Annotated in this window: 30 protein-coding genes and 1 riboswitch; of the genes, 27 read left to right on the top strand and 3 right to left on the bottom strand. The window is 31.3% G+C overall.

The features are described from left to right. The first annotated feature begins 44 nt into the window (after window positions 1-44). From rpmG to gcvPB, 15 genes are all read left to right on the top strand, one after another. Complete coding sequence (gene rpmG / locus KA858_RS01350) at window positions 45-194, top strand: 50S ribosomal protein L33 (RefSeq protein ID WP_011275661.1); 150 nt, start codon at window positions 45-47, stop codon at window positions 192-194. Between the two features lie 225 nt (window positions 195-419). Next, window positions 420-956: a 5-formyltetrahydrofolate cyclo-ligase gene (locus KA858_RS01345; RefSeq protein ID WP_210134808.1), complete on the top strand. Its 537-nt coding sequence runs from the start codon at window positions 420-422 to the stop codon at window positions 954-956. 18 nt (window positions 957-974) lie between these two features. Further along, complete coding sequence (locus KA858_RS01340; RefSeq protein ID WP_210134807.1) at window positions 975-2432, top strand: rhomboid family protein; 1458 nt, start codon at window positions 975-977, stop codon at window positions 2430-2432. Further along, window positions 2416-2619 (top strand): YqgQ family protein, encoded by a 204-nt coding sequence (locus KA858_RS01335; RefSeq protein WP_053029500.1) that lies wholly within the window; start codon window positions 2416-2418, stop codon window positions 2617-2619. Before KA858_RS01340 ends, KA858_RS01335 begins: the two co-directional genes overlap by 17 nt. After that, window positions 2616-3602, top strand: coding sequence for an ROK family glucokinase (locus KA858_RS01330; protein ID WP_053029499.1), 987 nt, complete (start codon window positions 2616-2618; stop codon window positions 3600-3602). Before KA858_RS01335 ends, KA858_RS01330 begins: the two co-directional genes overlap by 4 nt. After that, window positions 3602-3925, top strand: coding sequence for an MTH1187 family thiamine-binding protein (locus KA858_RS01325; protein WP_053029498.1), 324 nt, complete (start codon window positions 3602-3604; stop codon window positions 3923-3925). The genes KA858_RS01330 and KA858_RS01325 overlap by 1 nt, the downstream gene beginning before the upstream one ends. A 1-nt stretch (window position 3926) precedes the next feature. After that, window positions 3927-4553: an MBL fold metallo-hydrolase gene (locus tag KA858_RS01320; protein WP_210134806.1), complete on the top strand. Its 627-nt coding sequence runs from the start codon at window positions 3927-3929 to the stop codon at window positions 4551-4553. Between the two features lie 51 nt (window positions 4554-4604). Next, window positions 4605-5579 (top strand): competence type IV pilus ATPase ComGA, encoded by a 975-nt coding sequence (gene comGA, locus KA858_RS01315; protein ID WP_107629525.1) that lies wholly within the window; start codon window positions 4605-4607, stop codon window positions 5577-5579. Beyond that, on the top strand, window positions 5551-6615 hold the full coding sequence (gene comGB, locus KA858_RS01310; RefSeq protein ID WP_481906460.1) for a competence type IV pilus assembly protein ComGB: 1065 nt from the start codon (window positions 5551-5553) through the stop codon (window positions 6613-6615). Before comGA ends, comGB begins: the two co-directional genes overlap by 29 nt. A 13-nt stretch (window positions 6616-6628) precedes the next feature. Further along, on the top strand, window positions 6629-6949 hold the full coding sequence (comGC, locus tag KA858_RS01305; RefSeq protein ID WP_210134805.1) for a competence type IV pilus major pilin ComGC: 321 nt from the start codon (window positions 6629-6631) through the stop codon (window positions 6947-6949). Next, on the top strand, window positions 6930-7382 hold the full coding sequence (comGD, locus tag KA858_RS01300) for a competence type IV pilus minor pilin ComGD (RefSeq protein ID WP_348634745.1): 453 nt from the start codon (window positions 6930-6932) through the stop codon (window positions 7380-7382). Before comGC ends, comGD begins: the two co-directional genes overlap by 20 nt. Window positions 7383-8275: 893 nt before the next feature. After that, window positions 8276-8749 (top strand): shikimate kinase, encoded by a 474-nt coding sequence (locus tag KA858_RS01295; RefSeq protein WP_053029646.1) that lies wholly within the window; start codon window positions 8276-8278, stop codon window positions 8747-8749. Further along, window positions 8746-8861: riboswitch (glycine riboswitch) on the top strand. It overlaps the preceding gene by 4 nt. Window positions 8862-8937: 76 nt before the next feature. After that, on the top strand, window positions 8938-10029 hold the full coding sequence (gcvT, locus tag KA858_RS01290) for a glycine cleavage system aminomethyltransferase GcvT (protein ID WP_053029491.1): 1092 nt from the start codon (window positions 8938-8940) through the stop codon (window positions 10027-10029). 16 nt (window positions 10030-10045) lie between these two features. Then, a complete protein-coding gene (gene gcvPA / locus KA858_RS01285) occupies window positions 10046-11398 on the top strand; it encodes an aminomethyl-transferring glycine dehydrogenase subunit GcvPA (RefSeq protein ID WP_210134803.1) in 1353 nt (450 codons plus the stop codon). Next, window positions 11385-12863, top strand: a complete 1479-nt coding sequence (gene gcvPB, locus KA858_RS01280; protein WP_053029489.1) for an aminomethyl-transferring glycine dehydrogenase subunit GcvPB — start codon at window positions 11385-11387, stop codon at window positions 12861-12863. Before gcvPA ends, gcvPB begins: the two co-directional genes overlap by 14 nt. 194 nt (window positions 12864-13057) lie before the next feature. Here the strand turns inward: gcvPB and KA858_RS01275 are convergent, their stop codons facing one another. After that, on the bottom strand, window positions 13058-13444 hold the full coding sequence (locus tag KA858_RS01275) for a rhodanese-like domain-containing protein (protein WP_011275678.1): 387 nt from the start codon (window positions 13442-13444) through the stop codon (window positions 13058-13060). Between the two features lie 150 nt (window positions 13445-13594). Here KA858_RS01275 and KA858_RS01270 point away from each other — a divergent pair, with 150 nt between their 5' ends. Further along, the gene (locus KA858_RS01270) at window positions 13595-14425 is read left to right on the top strand and encodes a lipoate--protein ligase family protein (RefSeq protein WP_053029488.1); all 831 of its coding nucleotides are present in this window, start codon (window positions 13595-13597) and stop codon (window positions 14423-14425) included. Window positions 14426-14802: 377 nt separating this feature from the next. On the opposite strand, the gene KA858_RS01265 is transcribed toward KA858_RS01270, so the two are convergent. Together KA858_RS01265 and KA858_RS01260 are read right to left on the bottom strand one after the other, a co-directional pair. Further along, window positions 14803-15018, bottom strand: coding sequence for an SA1362 family protein (locus KA858_RS01265; protein ID WP_107629514.1), 216 nt, complete (start codon window positions 15016-15018; stop codon window positions 14803-14805). A 17-nt stretch (window positions 15019-15035) separates the two neighbouring features. Continuing rightward, window positions 15036-15617 (bottom strand): putative periplasmic lipoprotein, encoded by a 582-nt coding sequence (locus tag KA858_RS01260; protein WP_053029486.1) that lies wholly within the window; start codon window positions 15615-15617, stop codon window positions 15036-15038. 103 nt (window positions 15618-15720) lie between these two features. Here KA858_RS01260 and KA858_RS01255 point away from each other — a divergent pair, with 103 nt between their 5' ends. From KA858_RS01255 to recN, 11 genes are all read left to right on the top strand, one after another. Then, window positions 15721-16779: a M24 family metallopeptidase gene (locus tag KA858_RS01255; protein WP_210134802.1), complete on the top strand. Its 1059-nt coding sequence runs from the start codon at window positions 15721-15723 to the stop codon at window positions 16777-16779. A 27-nt stretch (window positions 16780-16806) separates the two neighbouring features. Further along, complete coding sequence (gene efp, locus KA858_RS01250) at window positions 16807-17364, top strand: elongation factor P (RefSeq protein ID WP_053029484.1); 558 nt, start codon at window positions 16807-16809, stop codon at window positions 17362-17364. A 399-nt stretch (window positions 17365-17763) separates the two neighbouring features. Beyond that, entirely contained in the window at window positions 17764-18243 is a 480-nt protein-coding gene (gene accB, locus KA858_RS01245) for an acetyl-CoA carboxylase biotin carboxyl carrier protein (RefSeq protein ID WP_070854978.1), read from the top strand. Next, the gene (gene accC / locus KA858_RS01240) at window positions 18243-19598 is read left to right on the top strand and encodes an acetyl-CoA carboxylase biotin carboxylase subunit (RefSeq protein ID WP_053029482.1); all 1356 of its coding nucleotides are present in this window, start codon (window positions 18243-18245) and stop codon (window positions 19596-19598) included. Before accB ends, accC begins: the two co-directional genes overlap by 1 nt. 12 nt (window positions 19599-19610) lie before the next feature. Further along, a complete protein-coding gene (locus tag KA858_RS01235) occupies window positions 19611-19970 on the top strand; it encodes an Asp23/Gls24 family envelope stress response protein (RefSeq protein WP_053029481.1) in 360 nt (119 codons plus the stop codon). Window positions 19971-20000: 30 nt separating this feature from the next. Further along, window positions 20001-20387 carry a transcription antitermination factor NusB gene (gene nusB / locus KA858_RS01230; protein WP_053029480.1) on the top strand — a complete coding sequence of 129 codons (387 nt, stop codon included), beginning with the start codon at window positions 20001-20003 and terminating at the stop codon, window positions 20385-20387. 18 nt (window positions 20388-20405) lie between these two features. After that, entirely contained in the window at window positions 20406-21743 is a 1338-nt protein-coding gene (xseA, locus tag KA858_RS01225) for an exodeoxyribonuclease VII large subunit (protein WP_210134801.1), read from the top strand. Beyond that, entirely contained in the window at window positions 21736-21966 is a 231-nt protein-coding gene (locus tag KA858_RS01220; RefSeq protein WP_053029478.1) for an exodeoxyribonuclease VII small subunit, read from the top strand. Before xseA ends, KA858_RS01220 begins: the two co-directional genes overlap by 8 nt. After that, complete coding sequence (locus tag KA858_RS01215) at window positions 21944-22825, top strand: polyprenyl synthetase family protein (RefSeq protein WP_210134800.1); 882 nt, start codon at window positions 21944-21946, stop codon at window positions 22823-22825. The genes KA858_RS01220 and KA858_RS01215 overlap by 23 nt, the downstream gene beginning before the upstream one ends. Before the next feature lie 298 nt (window positions 22826-23123). Then, window positions 23124-23576, top strand: a complete 453-nt coding sequence (gene ahrC, locus KA858_RS01210) for a transcriptional regulator AhrC/ArgR (RefSeq protein WP_053029476.1) — start codon at window positions 23124-23126, stop codon at window positions 23574-23576. Window positions 23577-23591: 15 nt separating this feature from the next. Continuing rightward, entirely contained in the window at window positions 23592-25271 is a 1680-nt protein-coding gene (gene recN / locus KA858_RS01205) for a DNA repair protein RecN (protein WP_107629508.1), read from the top strand. Window positions 25272-25498: the final 227 nt, after the last annotated feature.

Below are 25498 nucleotides of genomic sequence, written 5' to 3'. Positions count from 1 at the left end.
TATGATAATAAAGTCGTATTTAGAAAAGGTAAGGAGGATTTAACATGCGCGTAAATGTAACATTAGCTTGTACAGAATGTGGAGATAGAAACTATATTTCTACTAAAAACAAAAGAACTAATCCTGAACGTGTTGAAATGAAAAAATATTGTTCACGTGATAATAAACATACTTTACACCGTGAAACTAAATAATAGCTAACTAAAGCTTTATAAAAATAATTTAAGGCTACAATGCAAATTTGTAGTAGCTAACTAAGCTGATAAGAACTTGTTGAGAGTTTTTATCAGCTTTTTTACTTTAAGGAGGAAAGATAATCATTCATAAGAATGCCGTCTACCTCCTTTTTTATTTCATCTAAATGACATCACCTTTTAATAACGTTATAATATATATAGTGTTAAAAGGGTGGGGATTTTATGAGTAAAAAAGAGATTAGAAAAGATATATTATCTCGAATGAAACATTTAAACAAAGAACACAAACAACAAGCAGACACTTGGTTAAAAGATCAATTGATTAATAGTCAAGTATATCAAAATGCTAATAGGATAGGTATTGTCTTATCTATGCCTCATGAGGTTGATACATACCCAATTATCGAATCGATGTTAGCTGATAATAAACATATCTTCGTTCCTGACACAAACTATAAGTTGAAAGAAATGAATTTTAAAGAAATATTATCTTTTAATAGTCTTGAAAAAGATGAAAAAGGCTTATTATTTGTTAATGAAGATACTGAAATTACTGATAAACTAGATTTGATAGTTGTTCCTGGTGTAGCATTTAGAAATGATGGCTATCGTATAGGCTATGGTGGGGGATATTATGATCGGTTTTTAAGTCAGTCTGAAGCTAGTACTGTTAGCTTACTCTATGACTTGCAACTATCACAGTTCGATATTGAGTCTCATGACCAACCTGTTGACGAACTAATCATCTTTAATACTTAATTATATTTGGAGGAATTAATGGATACAGAAAAATACTTCTGGAAGTCTATCTATTATTTTATTAAATATTATAACTTTGACCTTGTTAATATTGATAAAAATGATAGTGAAGTCTGGCTAATACATAAAAAAAAGAATACGTTAGCGATATTCAGAAAAGAGATCGTCTCTAACCAAGAAATTCAGTTTGATAAAGCGAAAATGATTGATAATTACAAGCAATTTCAAAATGAGCTTAATTGTAAACTAAAAAACATTAAATACTATTATTTTACTGAACAAGCATTTCACTATGATGAATTTGTTGAATCTAGCCCAATTAAAATAGAGTGTCTACGCATCGCTAATAACAATGATTTACACAAATTGATTCATCATCATTTATTAACTAAGTTATTATTCAAAAAAGATAACAAGCTTTCTACTTATTATAAAAGGCGCGTATTATCAAATAATCCAATTGATAAACATATGTTACGTTTCACCCCAATGACATATGGCTTAATCACAGTCAATGTATTGATATGGTTAATTATGATACTCTATTTAAACCATTTTTCAGACGTTAAATTATTAGATTTAGGTGGTTTAGTACACTTTAATGTTGTTCATGGCGAATGGTATCGACTGATTACCTCCATGTTTTTACATTTTAATTTTGAACATATTTTAATGAATATGTTGTCATTATTTATTTTCGGGAAAATTGTTGAATCAATCGTTGGTCCATTGAAAATGGTAGGCATCTATATTATTTCTGGTTTACTTGGGAATTTTATATCCCTATCATTTAATATTCATACTGTTTCAGTTGGAGCGAGTGGCGCAATTTTTGGTCTAATAGGCGCTATTTTCGCGATGATGTTTGTTAGTAAGACGTTTACTCGAAAGGTAATTGGCCAAATGTTAATCGCCTTATTAGTGTTGATAGTCTTATCATTATTTATGTCTAATATTAATATAATGGCGCATCTAGGCGGATTGATTGGTGGCGTTTTAATTACCTTAATTGGCTATTATTTTTGGACAAATCGAAATTTATTTTGGGTTTTCTTAATTATATTGCTTGTTTTATTTGTAGCTTTACAAGTAAGAATTTTTACTATTAAAGAACAAAATATATATGATAAATTAATCGAAGATGCCATCTTAGATTATGATTATAAAGAGGCTAGTTCAATCGTTAATCATACGATTGATAAAGGTTATGATGATGATCGAACTTATTATTTAAAAGGATTAATAACAGCTACAACAAGTTCAAGAGCAGAAGGAATGGCAGATTGGGAACGCGGACTAAAAAATCATCCTAATTCCGGTCTTTTAAATTATGAATTGGCAATAGCTAATAGAGCGCTTGATGATAATGAAAAAGCACTCACTTATGTAAAAAAAGCTATAGCTATTGATTCTAATAATAATAATTATAAAAATTTAAAAAAAGAGTTGGAAAAGACAAATGAATCGAGAAATTAATAATTTCTATGATGTATTACAACTTCTGAAACGTTATGGTTTTATAATTTATTTTAAAAATCCAAACGATATGTATGAAATGATGTTACAAGAAATCAAATCATTACATCATTACGAATTATTATCTAAAGATGAATATCTAAAATGTATTTTACTAATTAACCAAAGAAGGAATGAGCATAAATGAAAAATATTATTTTAGCAGCTGATATTGGTGGGACAACTTGTAAACTTGGTATATTCGACGGTGAGCTTGAGCAACTACACAAATGGTCAATCAAAACAGATACGTCTGATCATACGGGTAAAACCTTATTAAAGAATATCTATGATTCATTTATAGAAACACTTGCAACACATCAATTAAATATCGATGATGTGATCGGTGTCGGGATAGGTGTGCCTGGTCCTGTTGATTTCGAAACAGGTATTGTTAATGGGGCAGTCAATTTACATTGGCCTGGAAATGTTAATGTTCGTCAAATATTTAGTGAATTTGTTAACTGTCCAGTTTATGTAGATAATGATGCTAACGTAGCAGCCTTAGGAGAAAAGCATAAAGGCGCAGGTCAAGGTGCTGATGACGTCGTTGCAATCACTTTAGGTACAGGTTTAGGTGGCGGTATTATCTCAAACGGTGAACTTGTACATGGTCATAATGGTTCTGGCGCAGAAATAGGTCATATCCGAACTGATTTTGACCAACGATTCAATTGTAATTGTGGTAAATCTGGTTGTATAGAGACCGTTGCCTCAGCTACGGGTGTAGTTAATTTAATTGATTTCTATTATCCTAAATTAACATTTAAATCATCAATATTACCGTTAATTAAAGAAAATAAAGTGACAGCTAAAGCTGTATTTGATGCGGCTAAAGCAGGAGACCAATTCTGTATTTTTATTACTGAAAAAGTTGCAAATCATATTGCATACTTATGTAGTATTATTAGCGCAACAAGCAATCCGAAATATATTGTTTTAGGTGGTGGTATGTCTACTGCTGGATTAATTTTAATTGAAAATATTAAAACAGAGTATCACAACTTAACATTCACTCCTGCTCAGAAGGATACAGAAATTGTACAAGCACAACTAGGTAACGACGCTGGCATCACTGGTGCAGCAGGACTTATTAAAACATATATATTAGAAAAGGATGGTGTTAAATAATGGCAATTGTCGATGTTGTTATTATTCCAGTTGGAACTGAAGGTCCAAGTGTTAGTAAATATATTGCAGAAATACAAATGAAACTTGAATCATTTAAGCAAGAAGGTAAAATTGATTATCAATTAACACCTATGAATACACTTATTGAAGGCGATTTAAAAGACTTGTTTGAAGTAGTACAAGCAATTCATGAATTACCATTTAACAAAGGTATAGATAGAGTATGCACAAACTTGCGAATAGACGATAGACGAGACAAAACACGTAAAATGAACGATAAATTAAAGTCTGTGCAGAAACATATCGATAAACAAGGAGAATAATATGAGAATCTCAAGCTTGAGTTTAGGATTAGTAGATACTAATGCGTACTTTGTCGAGAATGAAGACAGCGTTATTTTAATTGATCCGGCTGGTGAATCAGATAAAATCTTTAAAAAATTAAATCAAATTAACAAGCCATTAAAAGCAATTTTATTAACACATGCGCACTTTGATCACATTGCAGCTTTAGATGAAGTAATTAATAAATATGATGTTCCATTATACATGCATAAAGAAGAATTCAGTTTTCTGACTGATTCTGAAAAAAATGGTTCTGCTAAGTTCAAACAGTATGGTATGCCTTTAATCACTAGCAAAGCTAAACCATTAGAATTAGACGAAGGAAAACATCACATTGCTAATTTTGAGTTTAATGTACTTCATACACCTGGTCATTCTCCAGGAAGTTTGACGTATGTGTTTAAGGAATTTGCAGTAGTTGGTGATACTTTGTTCAATAATGGAATTGGACGTACAGATTTATATCGTGGCGATTATGAAACACTTGTTGATTCAATTAAAGATAAATTATTTGAATTAGAAGGTGATTTGCCATTATTCCCTGGTCATGGTCCGTATACAACTGTGGATGATGAACAGTTAAATCCATTTTTAGATGGACAATAAAATAAAGTAATTTCTTTTCCTCCTACGTTTATATATGTAGGAGGTGTTTTTTTGAAATTACTATTCAGAGAAATTGTAAATAAGGCCATTTCAAGAAATGCGAGTGATATACATTTCATCCCTTCAGTAGATGAAGTACATATTAAATTTAGAATTAATGACTCTCTTGAACTATATGAAACCTTTAACTTAGATGTATACCAGAAATTACTCGTATTTATGAAATTCAGATCTGGTTTAGATGTTTCTTCACAACAAATTGCTCAAAGTGGTCGATATACCTATCAAGCAAAATCTACTTACTATTTAAGAATTTCAACTTTACCATTATCATTAGGGCTAGAAAGCTGTGTAATAAGGATAATTCCTCAATATTTTAAAGCTAAGAAAGAATATAAAGCGTTTGAAGATTTTAAACATTTAGTAAATAAGAAGCAAGGTTTAATTTTATTCACTGGTCCAACAGGATCTGGTAAAAGTACATTGATGTATCAGATGGTGCTACACGCTTATAAAGAACTAAATTTGAACGTCATCACTATTGAAAACCCGGTAGAACAATTACTTAAAGGCATTACTCAAGTATCCATTAATAAAAAAGCAGGAATTGATTATGTTAGTTCATTCAAAGCAATATTAAGGTGTGATCCAGATATAATTTTAATAGGGGAAATACGAGATGCTGAAGTAGCTAAATGTGTAATTCAAGCAAGTTTAAGCGGTCACCTAGTTCTATCGACAATGCATTCTGCTAATTGCAAAGGCGCTCTATTAAGGTTAATTGAAATGGGAATTTCAAAACAAGAATTAACGCAATCTATCAATATTATTTCAAATCAAAGGTTAATTACAACAACACAGAACGAACGACGTCTGATTTGTGAAACGATTGATAGGCATCAAATTGAATATTTTTTTGATCATAAACAAACTTTACCGCATAATTTTAATAATCTAGAACATCAATTAAATTTATTATCCAAAGAAGGAACGATTTGTGAAGATACTGCAAACAAATATTTTTAATTTTCCATCAAAGAATTTAACTAGTGCTCAAATGATACATTTACTAGAAACGCTGACGAACTTATTAAAAAGTGGGTTTACATTACTTGAAAGTTTTGAATTTATCAATTTATATTTTAAATACAGAGATAAAGAATTAAATAGTAAAATTATGACATCTATTAAAACAGGTAAAACATGCTATGATATTTTACAATTAATAGGTTATCCTAATTCAATCACCACTCAAGTATATTTTTCACAAAAATATGGAACCCTAGAAGATGCTCTAGAGGAGTCTATAAAATATATGAAAACGAACTTATCTGCAAAACAAAAAGTGATAAAAGCTGTTCAATACCCATTGTTACTATGCACCGTTTTCACGTGCATGATTATTGTTTTGAATTATACTGTAATCCCTCAATTTGAACAATTATACGTATCTATGGATGTCAATTTATCATTTTATCAAAGATTTTTAACATCTATGATTACCTCTTTACCAACAATTATCTTCATAAGTTTCATCATCTTACTTATAACGATTTCATCGTTTATCATCATTCTATTTCGCTTGAATACCTCCAAAAAAGTACTTATTTTATCGTCATTACCATTAATCAACAATTATTATAAAATTTTTAAAACGTATCAACTCTCTAATGATTTAAGCTTATTTTATAAGAACGGTGTGAGTTTACAGGACATCGTTACAACTTACTTAGCTCAAAAAGAGAATGAATATTTAACTTATCTGGGAGGGTTTCTAATGGATAAAACTAACAATGGCGTTTCTTTGGCAAATAGCTTGGCTATGATGCCTTGCTTTCAAGATGACTTGATTAAATTTATACAGCAGGGAGAAAAAAGTGGCAAATTAGATGTTGAACTAAAAATATACGCAACTATACTAATTAACCGATTTCAAGAAAAATCCGTTCAACATACTAAAGTGATTCAACCCATTATTTTTCTATTCTTAGGCATATTCATTGTTAGTTTGTACTTAGTTATAATGCTACCTATGTTTCAATTAATGCAAAATATTAAATAATAAGGAGTTTTATATGAAGATAACCGTTAAAAATATGAAGAAGTTAAAAGCCTTTACACTTATTGAAATGTTATTAGTATTGCTCATTATTAGCGTTCTATTAATATTAATCATTCCCAATATTGCTAAACAAACTGCTCATATACAGTCCACTGGCTGTGAAGCACAAGTAAAAATGGTCAATAGTCAGATAGAAGCCTATACTCTAAAGCATAATCGTGCCCCAACTAACATAAATGAACTTGTTGCAGAAGGTTTAATAAAAGACGGACAAAAACAATGTCGCTCTGGAGAAACTATTTCTATATCAAATGGTGAGGCAATTGCGAATTAATAAATTGCCTGGATTTACACTACTTGAAACATTACTCACTTTAATTATTTTAATCATTTTCTTAAACGTTTCCCCATATATTTATAAAACAAATCATTTAAATTTATTTGAGAGTAGATTAAAAATTAATAATATTATTGCCCAATTTGAATATCTTAAATCAAAAGCAATTGCCGAAAATCAATCTATCACAATAGTACTTAATAAGAATGCTTCAGAAATAAAAGTGATAGAACAGAACGGAAAAAAGTACACATTAAGTTTATTTGGAGCAAAGATAACCTCTGTTGTAAAAGTACAAACACTCACATTTAATAATGAAGGGAAAATAAATCATTTTGGATCAATTATTTTAAAGTATAAAACACACATTTACAGAATAATTTTCCATATAGATAAAGGAAGGATACGTTTTGTCAAATTATCAAGTTAAAGGAAGTCTATTAATTGATAGTTTATTTAGTTTTATGGTGATGTCAGTCATCACTTTAACTTTTTTGCCACTATTACAACAATTCAATGTCAATTTGCGAAACCAATACGATATGCTAGATATGAAACATGCAATCATGACTAGTCATAAATATTACAGCCTTAATGAACTAAAAAAAGGAATTAACATAGGGAAATATGAAATTAAACTTTACAAAAATACGATATGTAATAACAATAATTCAGCAAAGAGAAAAGTTTGCATCCGACTTAGTAATTAAAGGTTTTACATTTATTGAAATGCTTATTTCTTTATTCATTACGATCCTCATTTTAACTGTAATGCCAAATTTAATTCGTTTGACCGATACATATTTAATTAACGCTTATGAATTTGATCAGTCAGAATATTCATTTTTTCAAGTAGACCTGAATAAAATGACTAATTCTAAAACAATTACTATGAAATTGATAAACAATCATACTATTATGATTCAACGACAACATCAAAATGACTATATTAAGTTCCACAATCATAAGATTATTTTTGAAAGCAATAGTAAAGGAAATATCACGCTCTTAAATAATGTACTAGACGCGAATTTTATATCTAGGCAGCGAGGAATTATAGAAGTAATTTTAAGAATTGGAAATGGGGTGAATTATTATGACAAAACACTCTTTATATAAGTTTAGAGGGTTCATGAGCACTTACACTTTGCTAATTTTTATTATTTATTTGTCATTCATCACTTTTTATACAACTCAATATAGTTTAAAATTGAAGACAATTCATAACATGAGTAGTTATTATGACCATAAAATTAATCAACTATTTGAAAAAAGGTGAGGCTATTGAATAAGAAAAATTCACCAATAATACTTATTGGCTTTATGGGGACAGGTAAAAGCACTATAGGAGAATATTTATCATTAGAGGAACAATTGAGTTTCATAGATTTAGATATTTACATTGAAATCAGAGAAAATAAAACAATACCTGACATTTTTAAAGAAGTCGGAGAAATAGGATTTAGAGAATTAGAGTATAAATATTTATCGGAATGTACACAAAAATATGATGTCATTGCTACTGGTGGAGGTATAATCGAATACTCTAAATCATTAAATTATTTAAAACAATATAAATACATTTTTTGGCTAGATTGTGACATAGATATTATCTTCAAAAGAGTTTTGAACGATAAACATAGACCAAATGCAATTGATAAATCTAAAAAACAGTTAAATAACTTGTATTTATCAAGGATTTCAAGATATAATGAAATCGCATTCATGAAAGTGAATAGTGATAAAACAATCAAAGAAATTTATAATGATATTATAAATTATCTATCTTGCGGTTGATCAGTATTAGAGAGAATAAAAATATTTTACTTAAATTAAAGTATCATCATTTTTATCGCCGAAGGTGCAAGTTAACTACTAAACTCTCAGGCAAAAGGATAATACTGTTACGCATTCCTGGATTAAGTGTATAAACAGGGTAGCTATTTGCTACTCTGTTTTTTATAAAAAATATAGGGGGTTTTCTAATGACAAGCGAATTAAAAAAAACACCATTGTATCAAAATTATGTAGATAGTGGTGCAAAAATTGTAGAATTCGGTGGATGGGCAATGCCTGTTCAATTTACAAGTATCAAAGAAGAACATAACGCAGTTAGATATGAAATAGGTATGTTCGATGTAAGCCACATGGGAGAAATCTCTATTAAAGGCAATGATGCTAGTAAATTTGTCCAATACTTACTTTCAAACGATACTAATAACCTAACTGACACTAAAGCTCAATATACTGCTTTATGTAATGAAGAGGGTGGTATTATTGATGATTTAGTAACATATAAAGTTGGCGATAATGATTATTTATTAATCGTTAATGCTGCTAACACAGATAAAGACTTTGCTTGGGTTGAAAAACATGCATCTAAATTCGATGTTGAAGTGTCAAACGTTTCTGATCAATTTGGCCAATTAGCAGTTCAAGGACCTAAAGCAAGAGATTTAGTTAGTGAATTAGTCGATATTGATGTAAGTGAAATGAAACCATTTGATTTCCAACAAGATGTTACTTTATTTGGAAAAAATGTTATTTTATCTCAATCTGGTTATACAGGTGAAGACGGATTCGAAATTTACTGTGATGCAAAAGATACTGTAGATATTTGGAACGGCTTTATTGAACATAAAGTAGTACCATGTGGTCTTGGTGCACGTGATACTTTAAGATTAGAAGCTGGCTTACCTTTACACGGTCAAGATTTAACTGAATCTATTACACCTTATGAAGGTGGAATTGCCTTTGCTGCTAAACCATTAATCGAAGAAGATTTCATTGGTAAATCAGTATTAAAAGACCAAAAAGAAAATGGTTCAGAACGTAGAACTGTTGGTTTAGAATTACTTGATAAAGGTATTGCTAGAACTGGCTATCCAGTATTAGACCTTGACGGTAATGAAATTGGTGAAGTTACTTCAGGTACACAAGCACCATCTTCAGGTAAATCTATCGCAATGGCAATCATTAAGCGAGATGAGTTTGAAATGGGTCGTGAACTATTAGTTCAAGTACGTAAAAGACAACTCAAAGCTAAAATTGTTAAGAAAAACCAAATTGAAAAATAATTAAGGGGTGTGTATTGTGAGTCATCGTTATATACCATTAACAGAAAAAGATAAAAAAGAAATGTTAGATAAAATTGGTGCTAATTCAATTAATGAATTATTTGGAGATGTGCCAGAGGATATCTTATTAAATAGAGACTTAAATATTGCTAGTGGTGAAGCTGAAACTTCACTTTTAAGAAGATTGAATACAATTGCTAATAAAAACGTAACTAAAGAAACTCATACGTCTTTCTTAGGTGCAGGTGTGTATGATCACTATGCTCCAGCAGTTGTAGATGCTATGATTTCTCGTTCAGAATTCTATACAGCTTATACGCCATATCAACCTGAAATATCTCAAGGTGAGTTACAAGCTATTTTTGAATTCCAAACATTAATTTGTGAATTAACAGATATGGATGTAGCAAACTCATCTATGTATGACGGCATCACAAGTTTTGCTGAGGCTTGTATCTTAGCATTTAATCACACTAAGAAAAATAAAATCGTAGTTTCTAAAGGACTTCATTATCAAGCACTTCAAGTACTAAAAACTTACGTTAAAGTTAGAGAAGAATTTGAAATAGTAGAAGTTGACTTAGATGGTACAATCACAGACTTAGAAAAATTAGAACAAGCAGTAGATGATGAAACTGCAGCAGTTGCAGTTCAATATCCAAACTTCTATGGTTCTATTGAAGATTTAGAAAAAATCCAATCATTTATCGAAGGTAAAAAAGCATTATTTATCGTTTATGCTAATCCATTAGCTTTAGGATTATTAACACCTCCAGGTTCATTCGGAGCAGATATCGTAGTTGGAGACACACAACCATTTGGTATCCCAACACAATTTGGTGGACCTCATTGTGGTTACTTTGCTACAACTAAAAAATTAATGCGTAAAGTTCCTGGTAGATTAGTAGGACAAACTCAAGATGATGAAGGTAACCGCGGATTTGTTCTTACTTTACAAGCTCGTGAACAACATATCCGTCGTGATAAAGCTACTTCAAATATTTGTTCTAACCAAGCTTTAAACGCACTTGCATCATCAATTGCTATGTCAGCACTTGGTAAACAAGGTATTTATGATATTGCAGTTCAAAACTTAGAACACGCAAATTATGCTAAAAAACAATTTAAAGACAACGGTTTTGAAGTTCTTGATGGTACTTCATTCAATGAATTTGTTGTTAAATTCGACCAACCAATCAAAGATATAAATAAAAAGCTAGCTGAGGAAGGTTTCATTGGAGGCTTTGACTTAGGAGAAGCTTCAACAGACTTCGAAAACCATATGCTAATTGCTGTTACTGAATTAAGAACTAAAGATGAAATTGATACATTTGTTAAGAAAGCTGGTGAGCTAAATGGTAGTAAGTAAATCAAGTCCATTAATTTTTGAAAGATCAAGAGCAGGTAGATATGCATACTCATTACCTCAAAGCGATATTAAAACAGATTCAGTTGAGAGTATTCTTGACGATAAATTTATCCGTAAAAACAAAGCGGAATTCCCTGAAGTTGCTGAATTAGATTTAGTACGTCACTATACTGAATTATCCAATAAAAATTTCGGTGTTGATTCAGGTTTCTATCCATTAGGATCATGTACTATGAAATATAATCCAAAAATCAACGAGAAAGTAGCTCGTATTCCTGGATTTGCTGAATCACATCCATTACAAGAAGAAGATCAAGTTCAAGGTTCTTTAGAAGTTGTATATAGTTTACAAGAAGAACTTAAAGAAATTACTGGTATGGATGAAGTGACATTACAACCAGCAGCAGGTGCGCATGGTGAATGGACGGCTTTAATGATTTTCAAAGCATACCATTTAGATAATGGTGAAGGTCACCGTGATGAAGTAATTGTTCCTGACTCAGCACACGGTACAAACCCTGCATCTGCGTCATTTGCTGGATTTAAAGCTGTTACTGTTAAATCAAATGAACGTGGCGAAGTTGATATCGAAGACTTAAAACGTGTTGTTAACGAAAACACTGCTGCGATCATGTTAACAAACCCAAATACACTAGGTATTTTCGAGAAAAACATCATGGAAATCCGAGAAATTGTGCATGAAGCTGGCGGATTATTATACTATGATGGTGCGAACTTAAATGCCATCATGGATAAAGTACGTCCAGGAGACATGGGATTTGACGCAGTACACTTAAACTTACACAAAACATTCACTGGCCCTCACGGTGGCGGTGGCCCTGGTTCAGGACCAGTTGGTGTAAAAAAAGAATTAGCTAGTTATTTACCAAAACCAATGGTAATCAAAGATGGAGATACATTTAAATATGATAATGATATTAAAAACTCTATCGGAAGAGTTAAACCATTCTATGGTAACTTTGGTATCTATTTAAGAGCATACACATATATTAGAACAATGGGTGCGGAAGGTTTAAGAGAGGTTTCTGAAGCAGCAGTTCTAAATGCTAACTATATTAAAGCTAGCTTAAAAGACCACTACGAAATTCCTTATGAACAATATTGTAAACATGAATTCGTATTAAGTGGATCTAAACAAAAAGAACATGGTGTTCGTACTTTAGATATGGCTAAACGTTTATTAGACTTCGGCGTACATCCACCAACAATTTACTTCCCATTAAATGTAGAGGAAGGTATGATGATTGAACCAACTGAAACAGAATCTAAAGAAACATTAGATTACTTTATTGATTCAATGATTCAAATTGCTGAAGAAGCTAAAAATGAACCTGATACAGTCTTAGAAGCACCACACAGTACAATCATTGATAGATTAGATGAAACTACTGCTGCGCGTAAGCCTGTATTGAAATTTGAAAACCTTCACGAAGAAAAAGAATAATATTCAATTCTTGTCCCTGTAACCTTATAAATGGTTATAGGGACTATTTATATACATAAATTTGTACTTTGAAATTATACGTATTGTTAACACAATTTAAGAGATATTATTGTAATACGCATGGATTTGATCCATTAAAGGCGTAAAAAAACTCTTAAAGGTTTTATCTTTAAGAGTTCATAACAGACATGCGATTATTTTTTTGTTTTAATCTTACCAGTCCATTTTTTGTATCCGCCTTTTAACATATAAATATCTTTATAGCCATTCTTTTTAAGAATACGAGCTGCACGATAACCTGCAACACCATTTGCATCACAAAGATAAATTGGTTGATCTTTACGTAAACCTTGATATCTTTGACTAAACATTGATATTGGAATGTTACGAGCGCCGTTTATATGGCCGTAATCATAGTCTACTTTTTCACGAACATCAATCACTTGAGCTTTTCTTAAACCTTTATGAAATTCATTTTGCTCAAGTTCAGTTACTGCTCGTTTATTCATAAACCAATTTCCAAGCATATATAAAATAATAATGACTATAATAGCTAAAGCTATAATCAAAGATACATTCATATTGCATCCTCCCTAATTAACCGATATTATAATTATAAGACTGTTAGCTAAATTTATCAAAATTTTTTATTAGCTATTTTTATCAAAGTTTTATATGTAAAATTTAATATTTTCTTTAGTTAATTAAATATTGTGATTGGAGTTTGTTTTATGACAGAGACATGGAATTTTATAAATACAGGAAGTCACGATCCATATTATAATATGGCAATGGATGAAGCGCTTTTAAACTTTGTATCAAGAGGGGAAATCGATCCTGTTGTTAGATTTTACACTTGGAATCCCGCAACATTATCAGTGGGATATTTTCAAAGATTAAAAAAAGAAATCGACATTGATAAAGTAAAAGAAAAAGGATTCGGGTTAGTTCGAAGACAAACGGGTGGTAGAGGTGTACTTCATGATAAAGAATTAACATATAGTGTTATTGTGTCTGAAGAACATCCTAATATGCCTTCTACTGTAACTGAAGCGTATCGTGTTATTTCTGAAGGGTTACTTGAAGGATTTAAATTACTAGGGTTTGAAGCATATTTTGCGATTCCGCGGTCAAAAGAAGAACGAGAAAAATTAAAACAACCAAGAAGCGCCGTATGTTTTGATGCGCCTAGTTGGTATGAATTAGTTGTTGAGGGTAGAAAAATTGCAGGAAGTGCTCAAACTAGACAAAAAGGCGTCATTTTACAGCATGGTTCTTTATTACAAGATGTTGATGTTGATGAACTTTTCGACATGTTCACTTTTAAAAATGATCGTCTTAAAGATAAAATGAAAAAAGCATTTGTAGATAAAGCAGTGGCAATCAACGATATTGCTGATAGACATATAACAATTGAGGAAATGGAAAAAGCATTTGAAGAGGGCTTTAAAAAAGGATTAAATATTGAATTTAAACCACTTATTTTATCTGATAAGCAAATGGAAGAAGTAAAAGAATTAGAAGAAAAATATCGTTCTGATGAATGGTTATATAAAAAATAAAAAGCCAGTAAATGTGTTTTTAAATTGATGTGCACTCTAAAAATTAGAATTAAATTCTAACTTTATAGGGTGCACTTTTATTTTAGTCAACTACTGCCAATATATATTTATAGGGAGTGGGACAGAATTCATTTTAAATTCGTTGTCCACTCCCAGCTTGCTTTGCTTGTAAAATTTCTTAGTGAAATTCTCTTTACTGGGGCCCTGACCCCAACTTGCTTAGCTTGTAAAATCACTTTCGTGATTTTTTGTGTTGGGGCCCGCCTTCAAAGATAACTAGAACTGAGAAAAGCTTGATTTAATTGCCTTCTCAGTTCAGTCAGCTACTGCGAATTTGCAAAATAGCATTATGATATTATTTATGTCCCAGCCTCGTATTATTTACGATGTTTCTTTTTATATTTTCTTGCAGCTCTTTTATATTTACGTTGATCTTCAGTTAAGAAGAAGAAATAGTATATTAAATAAATAATGATTGCGATGATTATAAAAGTAAAAATAGTTTTAGCAAATGACATCATAAACGCATTCAGATTTAAGATTAAGCCAATTGCTGCAATAATTAATACTAAATAAAACAATATATTTTTCAATACAAAAACTCCTATATTTATGAATTATTGGACATGTTAACTTGAGATAGCTTTGTCTTACCTTTATTTAATTTATTAGAATTGTTAGTTTCATATCCACTCTTTATATCTTTAAATGCTGATTGTAATTCTTTATTCATTTGTCTAATATTCTTATCTTCGTTTTTATTGGCACTTGATAAATCTTTAGTTGAAATCGTGCCTTTATATTTACTATACGCATCATCAATATCGTTTGTTATAGTATTTAATTTTTCAAGATTTTGCTTTTTATCCTCTTTTTTCTTTTTAGTTAAATCTAGTTGATTATAATTACTAATCACTTTAGTAATATCTTGATAATATTTTGAAGAAGCATCTAGAAATTTAGCTTCTTTATTGTTATCAACAGTTTTAGATACATTCTTTTTATCTTTATTAAGAGCTTCAACTTGTGCTTTTTGATTACTAATATCTTGATTTAGCTGTTGGATATCTAACTTCAAGTTATGGTTTTCATCTCTTAATTTGGTTGTCTTGTCTTCCAAAGGTCCTAAATTTTGAGAGCCACAACCAACCAATAAACATGAAGCTCCTAGAATAACGATTAATTTTTTCATTAAAATCTCCCTAAACCAAAATCTCTTTATTTCTAAAATAATTATGCTATTATTTTAATGTAAATAGAGCAAATGTACAAACGTTATACTAGGAGTGATTTGTATGAATAAATTAGCAAAAGTTCAAGAACTACTAAATCATCATCAAATAGATGCTTTAGTTATCTTATCAGATTATAATCGAAGATATTTATCTGATTTTACTGGTACAAGTGGTGCATTAGTTATTTCAAAAGATCGTTATCAATTAATAACAGACTTCCGTTATATTGAACAAGCTACCGAACAGGCTACTCATTTCGAAATTATCAAGCGCAGTGGTGGATTAATTGAAGAAATCGTTGAAATTATCAATCATAACCAATTTAAGTCAATTGGGTTTGAAGGTCACTTAGTAAGTTACGATACTTACCAAACGTTAAATCAATCAAGCGCAAATTTAGTTTCAATTGGTGACGACATTGAAAAAATTAGAGAAGTAAAAACACCAGAGGAAATTGAGAAAATTAGATATGCTGCTAAAATAGTTGATGATACATATAATTATATCTTAGAAATTACCGAGGCTGGCATGACTGAAAGAACATTAAAGGCGAAATTAGAGAGCAAAATGCTAGAATTAGGTGCAGATGGACCTTCATTCGACACAATTGTAGCATCAGGTTATAGAGGCGCCTTACCACACGGCGTAGCAAGTGATAAAGTTATTGAACAAGGGGATATGATCACATTAGACTTTGGTGCATACTACAGAGGATATTGCTCTGATATTACAAGAACATTTGCTATAGGTGAACCTGATCCAAAGATGAAAGACATTTATAATATTGTTCTTGAATCCCAAATAAAAGCCATCAATGAAATCAAAGCTGGCATGACTGTGGCAGAAGCAGACGCTTTATCAAGAGATTATATTGCGTCTCATGGATATGGAGAAGCATTTGGTCATTCACTCGGTCATGGTATTGGATTAGATATACACGAAGGACCATTATTGTCTAAAAATGCAAAGGGAACGATTCAAGTAAATAATTGTGTTACTATTGAACCAGGTATTTATGTAGATGGTCTTGGTGGTGTACGTATAGAAGATGATATTTTAATCACTGAAAATGGCTGCGAAGTCTTTACTAAATGTACAAAAGACCTTATTATTTTATAGAAAGCGCATATTTGAGGAGGAAACTGAATGATTTCGGTTAATGATTTTAAAACAGGTTTAACAATTTCTGTAGATAATGGCATTTGGAAAGTTATTGATTTCCAACATGTAAAACCAGGTAAAGGTTCTGCCTTTGTTCGTTCTAAATTACGTAATTTAAGAACAGGTGCAATACAAGAAAAAACATTTAGAGCTGGAGAAAAAGTTGAACAAGCAATGATTGAAAACCGTCGTATGCAATATTTATATGCAGATGGTGATAATCATGTGTTCATGGATAATGAAACGTTTGATCAAACTGAATTATCAGCAGATTATTTAAAAGATGAATTAAAATTCTTAAAAGCAAACATGGAAGTTCAAATTCAATCATACGAAGGTGAAACAATCGGTGTTGAATTGCCTAAGACAGTTGAATTAGAAGTTACTGAAACTGAACCTGGTATTAAAGGTGATACTGCTACTGGTGCAACTAAATCAGCTACAGTTGAAACTGGTTATACATTAAATGTACCTTTATTTGTTAATGAAGGTGATGTATTAGTAATTAATACTGGTGATGGAAGCTATATTTCAAGAGCTTAATTTATTATGAACGATAACTAGAGTCTTTCTGATTACCAATTAGAAAGACTTTTTTTAATACTCAAATCATGCATATAAAAAATTATAAAATATCAGGAGGCTGGGACATAAATAATATAATGGAGCTATTTTGCAAATTCGCAGTAGCTGACTGAACTGAGAAGGCGCTTAATTCAATCTTTTCTCAGTTCTAGTCACCCTTGCGGGCGGGGCCCCAACAAAGAGAATTTCACTAAGAAATTCTACAAGCAAAGCAAGTTGGGAGAGAGACGACGAATTCAAAAGGAATTCTGTCCCACTCCCAACTATTTGCCATAAAATGACACATGCTTGAATTGGCAAGTTGAGTCAAGTAAAATAGATTGGTAGATGAAAACTAAGTCGAGGAGTCAGTAACTTATGAATTTTAAAGAAATAAAAGAATTAATCGAAATTCTTGATCAATCAAGTTTAACTGAAATTAATATTGAAGATAATAAAGGTAGTGTAGTTAATCTAAAAAAACAAAAAGAAACTGAAATAATTACACCACAATATACACAACAAGCACCTTTAGCACCTGCTGCACCAACAATGTCAACACCAAATCAAAGTGTATCAGAAGCACCTGTTGAAGAAAATAAAAGTCAAGATGATGAATCATCATATCAAACGATTAATGCACCAATGGTCGGTACATTTTATAAATCTCCATCACCTGAGGAAGATGCTTATGTTCAAGTTGGTGATAAAGTTACAAATGAATCAACTGTATGTATTTTAGAAGCAATGAAATTATTTAATGAAATTCAAGCAGAAGTTTCTGGAGAAATCGTTGAAATATTAGTAGAAGACGGACAAATGGTAGAGTATGGCCAACCGTTATTTAAGGTGAAATAATGAAAAAAATCTTAATCGCTAATCGTGGAGAAATTGCGGTTAGAATTATCAGAGCTTGCCATGATTTAGGCATACAAACCGTTGCTATTTATTCTGAGGGAGATAAAGACGCATTACATACTCAAATTGCTGATGAAGCATATTGCGTTGGTCCTACTCAGTCTAAAGATTCATATTTAAATATTCCTAATATCTTATCTATAGCAACGTCAACAGGGTGTGACGGCATTCATCCGGGTTATGGCTTTTTAGCTGAGAACGGTGACTTTGCCGAACTATGTGAAGCTTGCCAATTGAAATTCATTGGTCCTAGCTATGAATCTATTCAAAAAATGGGTATTAAAGACGTTGCAAAAGCTGAAATGATTGCTGCCAATGTACCAGTTGTACCAGGAAGCGATGGTCTTGTAACATCTATAGAGGATGCTAAACAAATCGCTGAAGAAATCGGCTATCCTGTAATTATTAAAGCGACAGCAGGCGGTGGCGGTAAAGGGATTCGAGTGGCCAGAACAGAGAAAGAACTTGAAAATGGCTATCGAATGACCCAACAAGAAGCAGAAACTGCTTTCGGTAATGGGGGACTTTATCTTGAAAAATTTATCGAGAACTTCCGCCATATAGAAATTCAAATAATTGGTGACCAATACGGAAATGTAATTCATCTCGGAGAGAGGGATTGCACGATTCAGAGACGTATGCAAAAGTTAGTTGAAGAATCACCATCACCTATATTAACGAATGAACAACGTGAAGAAATGGGAAATGCTGCAATTAGAGCTGCTAAAGCAGTAAATTATGAGAACGCAGGTACAATTGAATTTATTTATGACTTAAATGATAATCAATTTTACTTTATGGAAATGAACACGCGTATCCAAGTTGAACATCCGGTTACTGAAATGGTTACGGGAATAGACTTAGTTAAATTGCAATTAAAAGTTGCGATGGGTGAAACATTACCATATACGCAAGATGATATTACTATTAATGGGCATGCGATTGAATATCGTATAAATGCTGAAAATCCATATAAGAATTTCATGCCTTCTCCCGGTAAAATTACCCAATACCTTGCGCCTGGAGGTTATGGTGTGAGAATTGAATCAGCTTGCTATACGAATTATACAATCCCTCCATATTACGATTCTATGGTTGCTAAGTTAATTGTACATGAACCTACTCGTGAAGAAGCGATTATGACTGGAATCAGAGCATTAAGCGAGTATTTAATTTTAGGAATCGATACAACAATTCCGTTCCACTTGAAATTAATGAATAATGATATTTTTAGAAGTGGATCATTTAATACAAATTTCTTAGAGCAATATAATATTATGAATGACAATGAGTAGGAGGTAGTCTAAATGGTTAAAGTGGCAGATTATTCAAATTCAAATTTAGGTAAAATTGAAATTGCACCAGAAGTTATCTCTGTAGTTGCAAGTATTGCAGTATCAGAGGTAAACGGTGTTACCGGACATTTTGCAGAATTAAAAAATAGTAATATTGAGAAAATGAGTCGAAAAAATCTCAATAGAAATTTAAAAATTGATGTTAAAGAAGATGGCATTCAAATTGATGTATATTGCTCTATTAAACATGGTATAAATATTTCTAAGTTTGCGAGCAAAATTCAAACATCCATTTTCAACTCAATTAAAACAATGACTGCAATCGAACCTAAAGAAATTAACGTTCATATCATGCATATCACTGTCGAATAATATAAAGATTACATTAACAAGGAGTTATTTATGAGTCGAAAAGAATCAAGAAAGCAATCATTTCAAACTTTGTTTCAGTTAGAAATGAAAGATACAGAATTAACTATCAATGAAGCAATCAATTTTATTAAAGATGATGAGCCAGATTTAGACTTTGAATTTATACACTGGTTAGTGACTGGTGTAAAAGATCATGAACCGGTTTTAGATGATACGATCAAACCATATCTTAAAGATTGGTCACTTCAACGTTTGCTAAAAACAGACCGAATTATACTACGTATGGCTACATTTGAATTATTACACAGTGATACACCACCAAAAGTAATCATCAATGAAGCTGTAGAATTGGCAAAACAGTTTAGTGACGATGAACATTATAAATTTATTAACGGTGTGCTAAGTAACATAAAATAATTAATTTGAGTGATGACTATGTCTGAATACTTAAGTGTAACAACATTAACAAAATATATTAAATACAAATTTGACCAAGACCCACATTTACAGTCTATTTTGCTTAAAGGCGAACTATCTAACTTTAAAAGGCATTCTAGCGGACACCTTTATTTCAATGTTAAAGATAAAGATAGCGTCATTAGTGCAATGATGTTTAAGGGCAATGCTAGCAAACTTACTTTTGATCCTAAAGAAGGTGACGAAGTTCTCTTAGAAGCACGTGTTTCTGTATATGAGCGACGTGGAAACTATCAAATTTATGTAAATAAGATGGAATTAGATGGTATAGGGAACTTGTATCAAAAGTTAGAACAATTAAAGATAAAATTAAAAAAAGAAGGCTATTTTAGTAATGAATATAAAAAGCCTATTCCCCGATTCCCTAAAAAAATTGCGATCTTAACTGCAAGTACCGGTGCAGCAATTAGGGATATTGTGTCTACAATCAATAGCAGATATCCTTTAGTTGAAAAAATTCAATTAAGTACTTTGGTGCAAGGAACTCAAGCAAAAGAAGATATTATCGAAAAAATAAAACACACTGACGCGCTTGGCGTCGATACCATTATAGTTGGTCGTGGTGGTGGTTCTATAGAAGACTTATGGAACTTTAACGAAGAGGATGTTGTGAAAGCAATCTTTGAATGTCAAACACCTATTATTTCAGCTGTCGGACATGAAACTGATTTTACTTTAAGTGATTTTGTCGCTGATGTAAGGGCAGCAACACCTACTCAAGCTGCGGTCATCGCTACACCCGATCAGTACGAATTGATGCAACAAATTAAACAATATCAGTTTTCGCTTTCAAGATATATAAAACAATATCTTGAAAAACAACATAAACAGCTCGACCATTTATCATCGTATTATAAATTTAAACAACCCTCATTATTATATGATCAACAAATTCAACGAAAAGATGATTTAGAAAAGCAATTATCTCAATTAATATCATCTAAAATTGAAAGTAAAAAGTATCAAATTAAAGTACTTCGTCAAAATTTTAATTTAAAAGCTTTAAAGCAATCCATTACGCAAAATAATAAACACTTAATGAACATTAATAGTCGATTAACAAACTTAACCAAGAAAAGTATTCAAAATAATCAATTAGAGCTCAAAAATAAAATTGAACTATTAAATAACTTAAGTCCGACTAATACAATGCTAAGAGGCTATACTATTATTAATAAGAACGACCAAGTGGTTACAAGTACACAAGACTTAAATGAAAATGATGAAATTACATTAGCAATGAAAGATGGTAGCGTTGATGCTATTGTTAAAAAGGTTAGGTGTGAACATGAGTAAAGATCAACAAAGTTTTGAAGAAATGATGCAAGAATTGGAAAAAATCGTTCAAAAGTTAGATAATGAAACTGTATCTCTTGAAGAATCACTAGAGTTATATCAGCGAGGAATGAAACTTTCAGCCACATGTGATGCAACGCTGAAAGATGCAGAAAATAAAGTTAATCAACTTATTAAAGATGAAGCAGAGGATGAAGATAATGACAAAGATGTCAATGAATGAGTTAATTGAACAAATTAATAGCGCTCTTGACGGTGTAATTAAACCTTCACCATTAAATACCAATCTTGAAGAAAGTATGCAGTATTCACTTAATGCAGGTGGTAAAAGAATAAGACCACTACTTGTTTTCTTAACGTTGGATGTATTAAATCAAGATTATATCAAAGGTAAACAAACGGCTTTAGCATTGGAAATGATTCACACATATTCTTTAATACATGATGATTTACCTCCTATGGATAATGATGATTATCGTCGTGGAAAATTAACAAATCATAAAGTTTATGGTGAATGGAAAGCTATTTTAGCTGGAGACGCACTTTTAACGAAGGCTTTTGAAATCGTTGCTGACGACGATTTATTAGAACCAGAGGTTAAAGTAAAGGTGCTTTCAAGATTAGCTCACAATAGCGGTCACTTAGGTATGGTGGGTGGCCAAACATTAGACATGCAAAGCGAGGATAAACCTGTTGATTTGGAAACCCTTGAACAAATACATAAAGCTAAAACAGGTGCATTATTAAAATTTGCGATATTAAGTGCTGCCGATATTGCAAAAGTCGATCAATCGACGTCACAATTACTTGAATCATTTAGCGATCATCTAGGTCTAATGTTCCAGATTAAAGATGATTTACTAGATGTGTATGGTGATGAATCTAAGTTAGGTAAAAAAGTAGGTAGTGATATTGAAAATCACAAAAGCACTTATGTTTCATTATTAGGAAAACAAGGTGCAGAAGAAAAACTTGATTTTCATAAAAATGCTGCCACTGAATCAATTGAAAAGCTCTCTGAGCAATACGATATTAAGCCTTTACTAGATGTCGTTGATTTATTTTACACTCGTGATCATTAAGTTGAACGAATAAGAACCCTTTAAAGTTATTGTTTTAAACAGCAGCTTTGAAGGGTGTTTTAATACTTTATTTTAATGACTAGGCGCTCGTTATCATTATTATTAAAAATTTACATAATTATTTATAAATATATACATTTTTTCAAACAAAATCATTCAATAATAGCGCTATGTCATTAATTTAAACAATTTACGATTATTGAGTTATCAGTTACTTATGCATAATAGCAATAGTAGTAGTAAAAATTATGTTGTGTTAAAATCATTGTATAATTATTCGAAACTAGGAGTGTTCATAATGGCAAAAAAATCAGTGAGACACATAAAAATAAGAGAAATTATCTCAAGCGAAAAGATAGAAACGCAAGACGAACTCGTCAAACGTCTAAATGAATACGACCTTAATGTGACTCAAGCAACTGTATCTCGTGATATTAAAGAATTACAATTAATCAAAGTACCCGCACCAACAGGTCAATATGTTTATAGCTTGCCGAATGATCGAAAATATCATCCACTTGAAAAATTGGGACGTTATCTTATGGACTCATTTGTTAACATTGAAGGAACTGGAAATTTATTAGTCTTAAAAACATTACCAGGTAACGCTCAATCTATAGGTGCTATATTAGACCAAATCGATTGGGACGAAGTGCTCGGTACTATTTGTGGAGATGACACTTGTCTTTTAATTTGTAAAGATGAAGAAGCAAGTAATACAATTAAAACTAGAATTTTCAATTTATTATAAGGATGCGATGAATTCATGTTACAAACCTTATCAATAAAACAATTTGCAATTATTGATGAATTAGAAATTCATTTTTCAGATGGCCTTACAGTACTGAGTGGTGAAACTGGTTCAGGCAAGTCAATCATCATAGATGCTATTGGCCAGTTAATTGGGGTACGTGCTTCATCAGACTATGTTAGACATGGTGAAAAAAAGGCAATTATTGAAGGTATCTTTGACATAGACGAAAGTAAAGATGTTATTCATATCCTTCAGGACCTAGATATAGATATTGATGAAGACTTTTTATTAGTAAAAAGAGAAATTTTTAGTACTGGTAAAAGTATTTGTAGATTAAACAATCAAATCGTAACACTTCAAGATTTACGTAAAGTCATGCAAGAGTTATTAGATATTCATGGTCAACATGAAACTCAAACACTTCTTAAACAAAAATACCATTTAAAATTATTAGATGACTATGCAGAGGATAAATATTCAACTACAAAAGAACAATATCAAAACGTGTTTAATCAATATAAAAGTAAAACAAAGGAATTAGAAGATCTAGAGTCTGCAGATCAAGCGTTACTTCAACGTTTAGATTTAATGAAATTTCAATATGAAGAACTAGAAGAAGCTTCTTTAAAAGAAGGCGAAATTGAACAATTAGAAGTTGATATTCGTAGAATTCAAAATTCTGAGAAGCTAAGCTTAGCGCTCAATAATGCCCATGTTACTTTAACCGATGAACACGCGATTACAGATAGACTTTACGAATTAAGTAATCATTTACAATCCATTGATGAAATTCTGCCGGATAAATATAGTAAACTTAAAGAGGATATCGACCAATTTTATTATACGCTTGAGGATGCTAAACACGAGATATATGATGAAATGTCGAACAACGAATTTGATGAACAAATGCTCAATGAATTAGAATCCCGAATGAATCTATTAAATAATCTCAAAAGAAAATATGGCAAAGATATTAATGAATTAATGACTTACAAAGACAAGCTCCAAAATGAAATTGCTAAAATTGAAAATTATGAGGAAAGTACATCTCAATTACGTGAGGAAATTAATCGATTATATGAAGAAGTCATGTCTCAAGGCAAGTTATTATCTAAGGCGCGTCGTACCGTAGCACGCACATTAAGAGACCATATCGTTTCCGAAATTCAAAATTTACAAATGAAAGATGCTAATTTAGAAATTTCTTTCCAATTATTAGAAAAGCCAACGATTGATGGTATAGAATTCGTTGAGTTCCTAATAAGTCCAAATAAAGGAGAACCACTTAAGAGTTTAAATAAAATTGCCTCTGGTGGTGAGCTATCTCGTATTATGCTCGCTTTAAAAAGTATATTTGTACAATCACGAGGACAAACAGCAATTCTATTTGATGAGGTTGATTCGGGTGTGTCTGGTCAAGCTGCCCAAAAAATGGCTGAAAAAATGAGAGATATCGCAGAATATATCCAAGTCATTTGTATCTCTCACTTACCACAAGTCGCATCAATGAGTGATCATCATTTATTAATAAGCAAAGCTTCCAATGATGACCGTACAACAACTCAAGTTAAAGAATTAAAAGATGATGATAAAATTGATGAAATTGCACGCATGATTTCTGGCGCTAGTGTGACGGAATTAACTAGAGAAAATGCAAAAGAAATGATTAGCCAAAATCAAAGAAAAAAATAGGGTGCGGTACAGCAATTAAAGTTAATCGTTGTCCCGCCCCAGCATGCTTAGCTTGTAGAAATTTTTGATAAAATTCTCTTTGCTTGGCAACGCATAGGTAAGAATGTCTAGGTTTGAAAAAAACTTGATTTTCTCGCGTTTTCAAACGAGTCGGCTACTGCTAAAATAATAAATTAGGCTGAGACTTATATTTTGTCCCAACCTCTTATGTAATTCATTAGTTTTAT

The organism is Staphylococcus sp. GDX8P80P, assembly GCF_017893095.1.
GTDB classification, from domain to species: domain Bacteria; phylum Bacillota; class Bacilli; order Staphylococcales; family Staphylococcaceae; genus Staphylococcus; species Staphylococcus borealis.
Note: the sequence above shows the minus strand (reverse complement) of the source record. Positions and strands in the feature narration are given on the sequence as shown.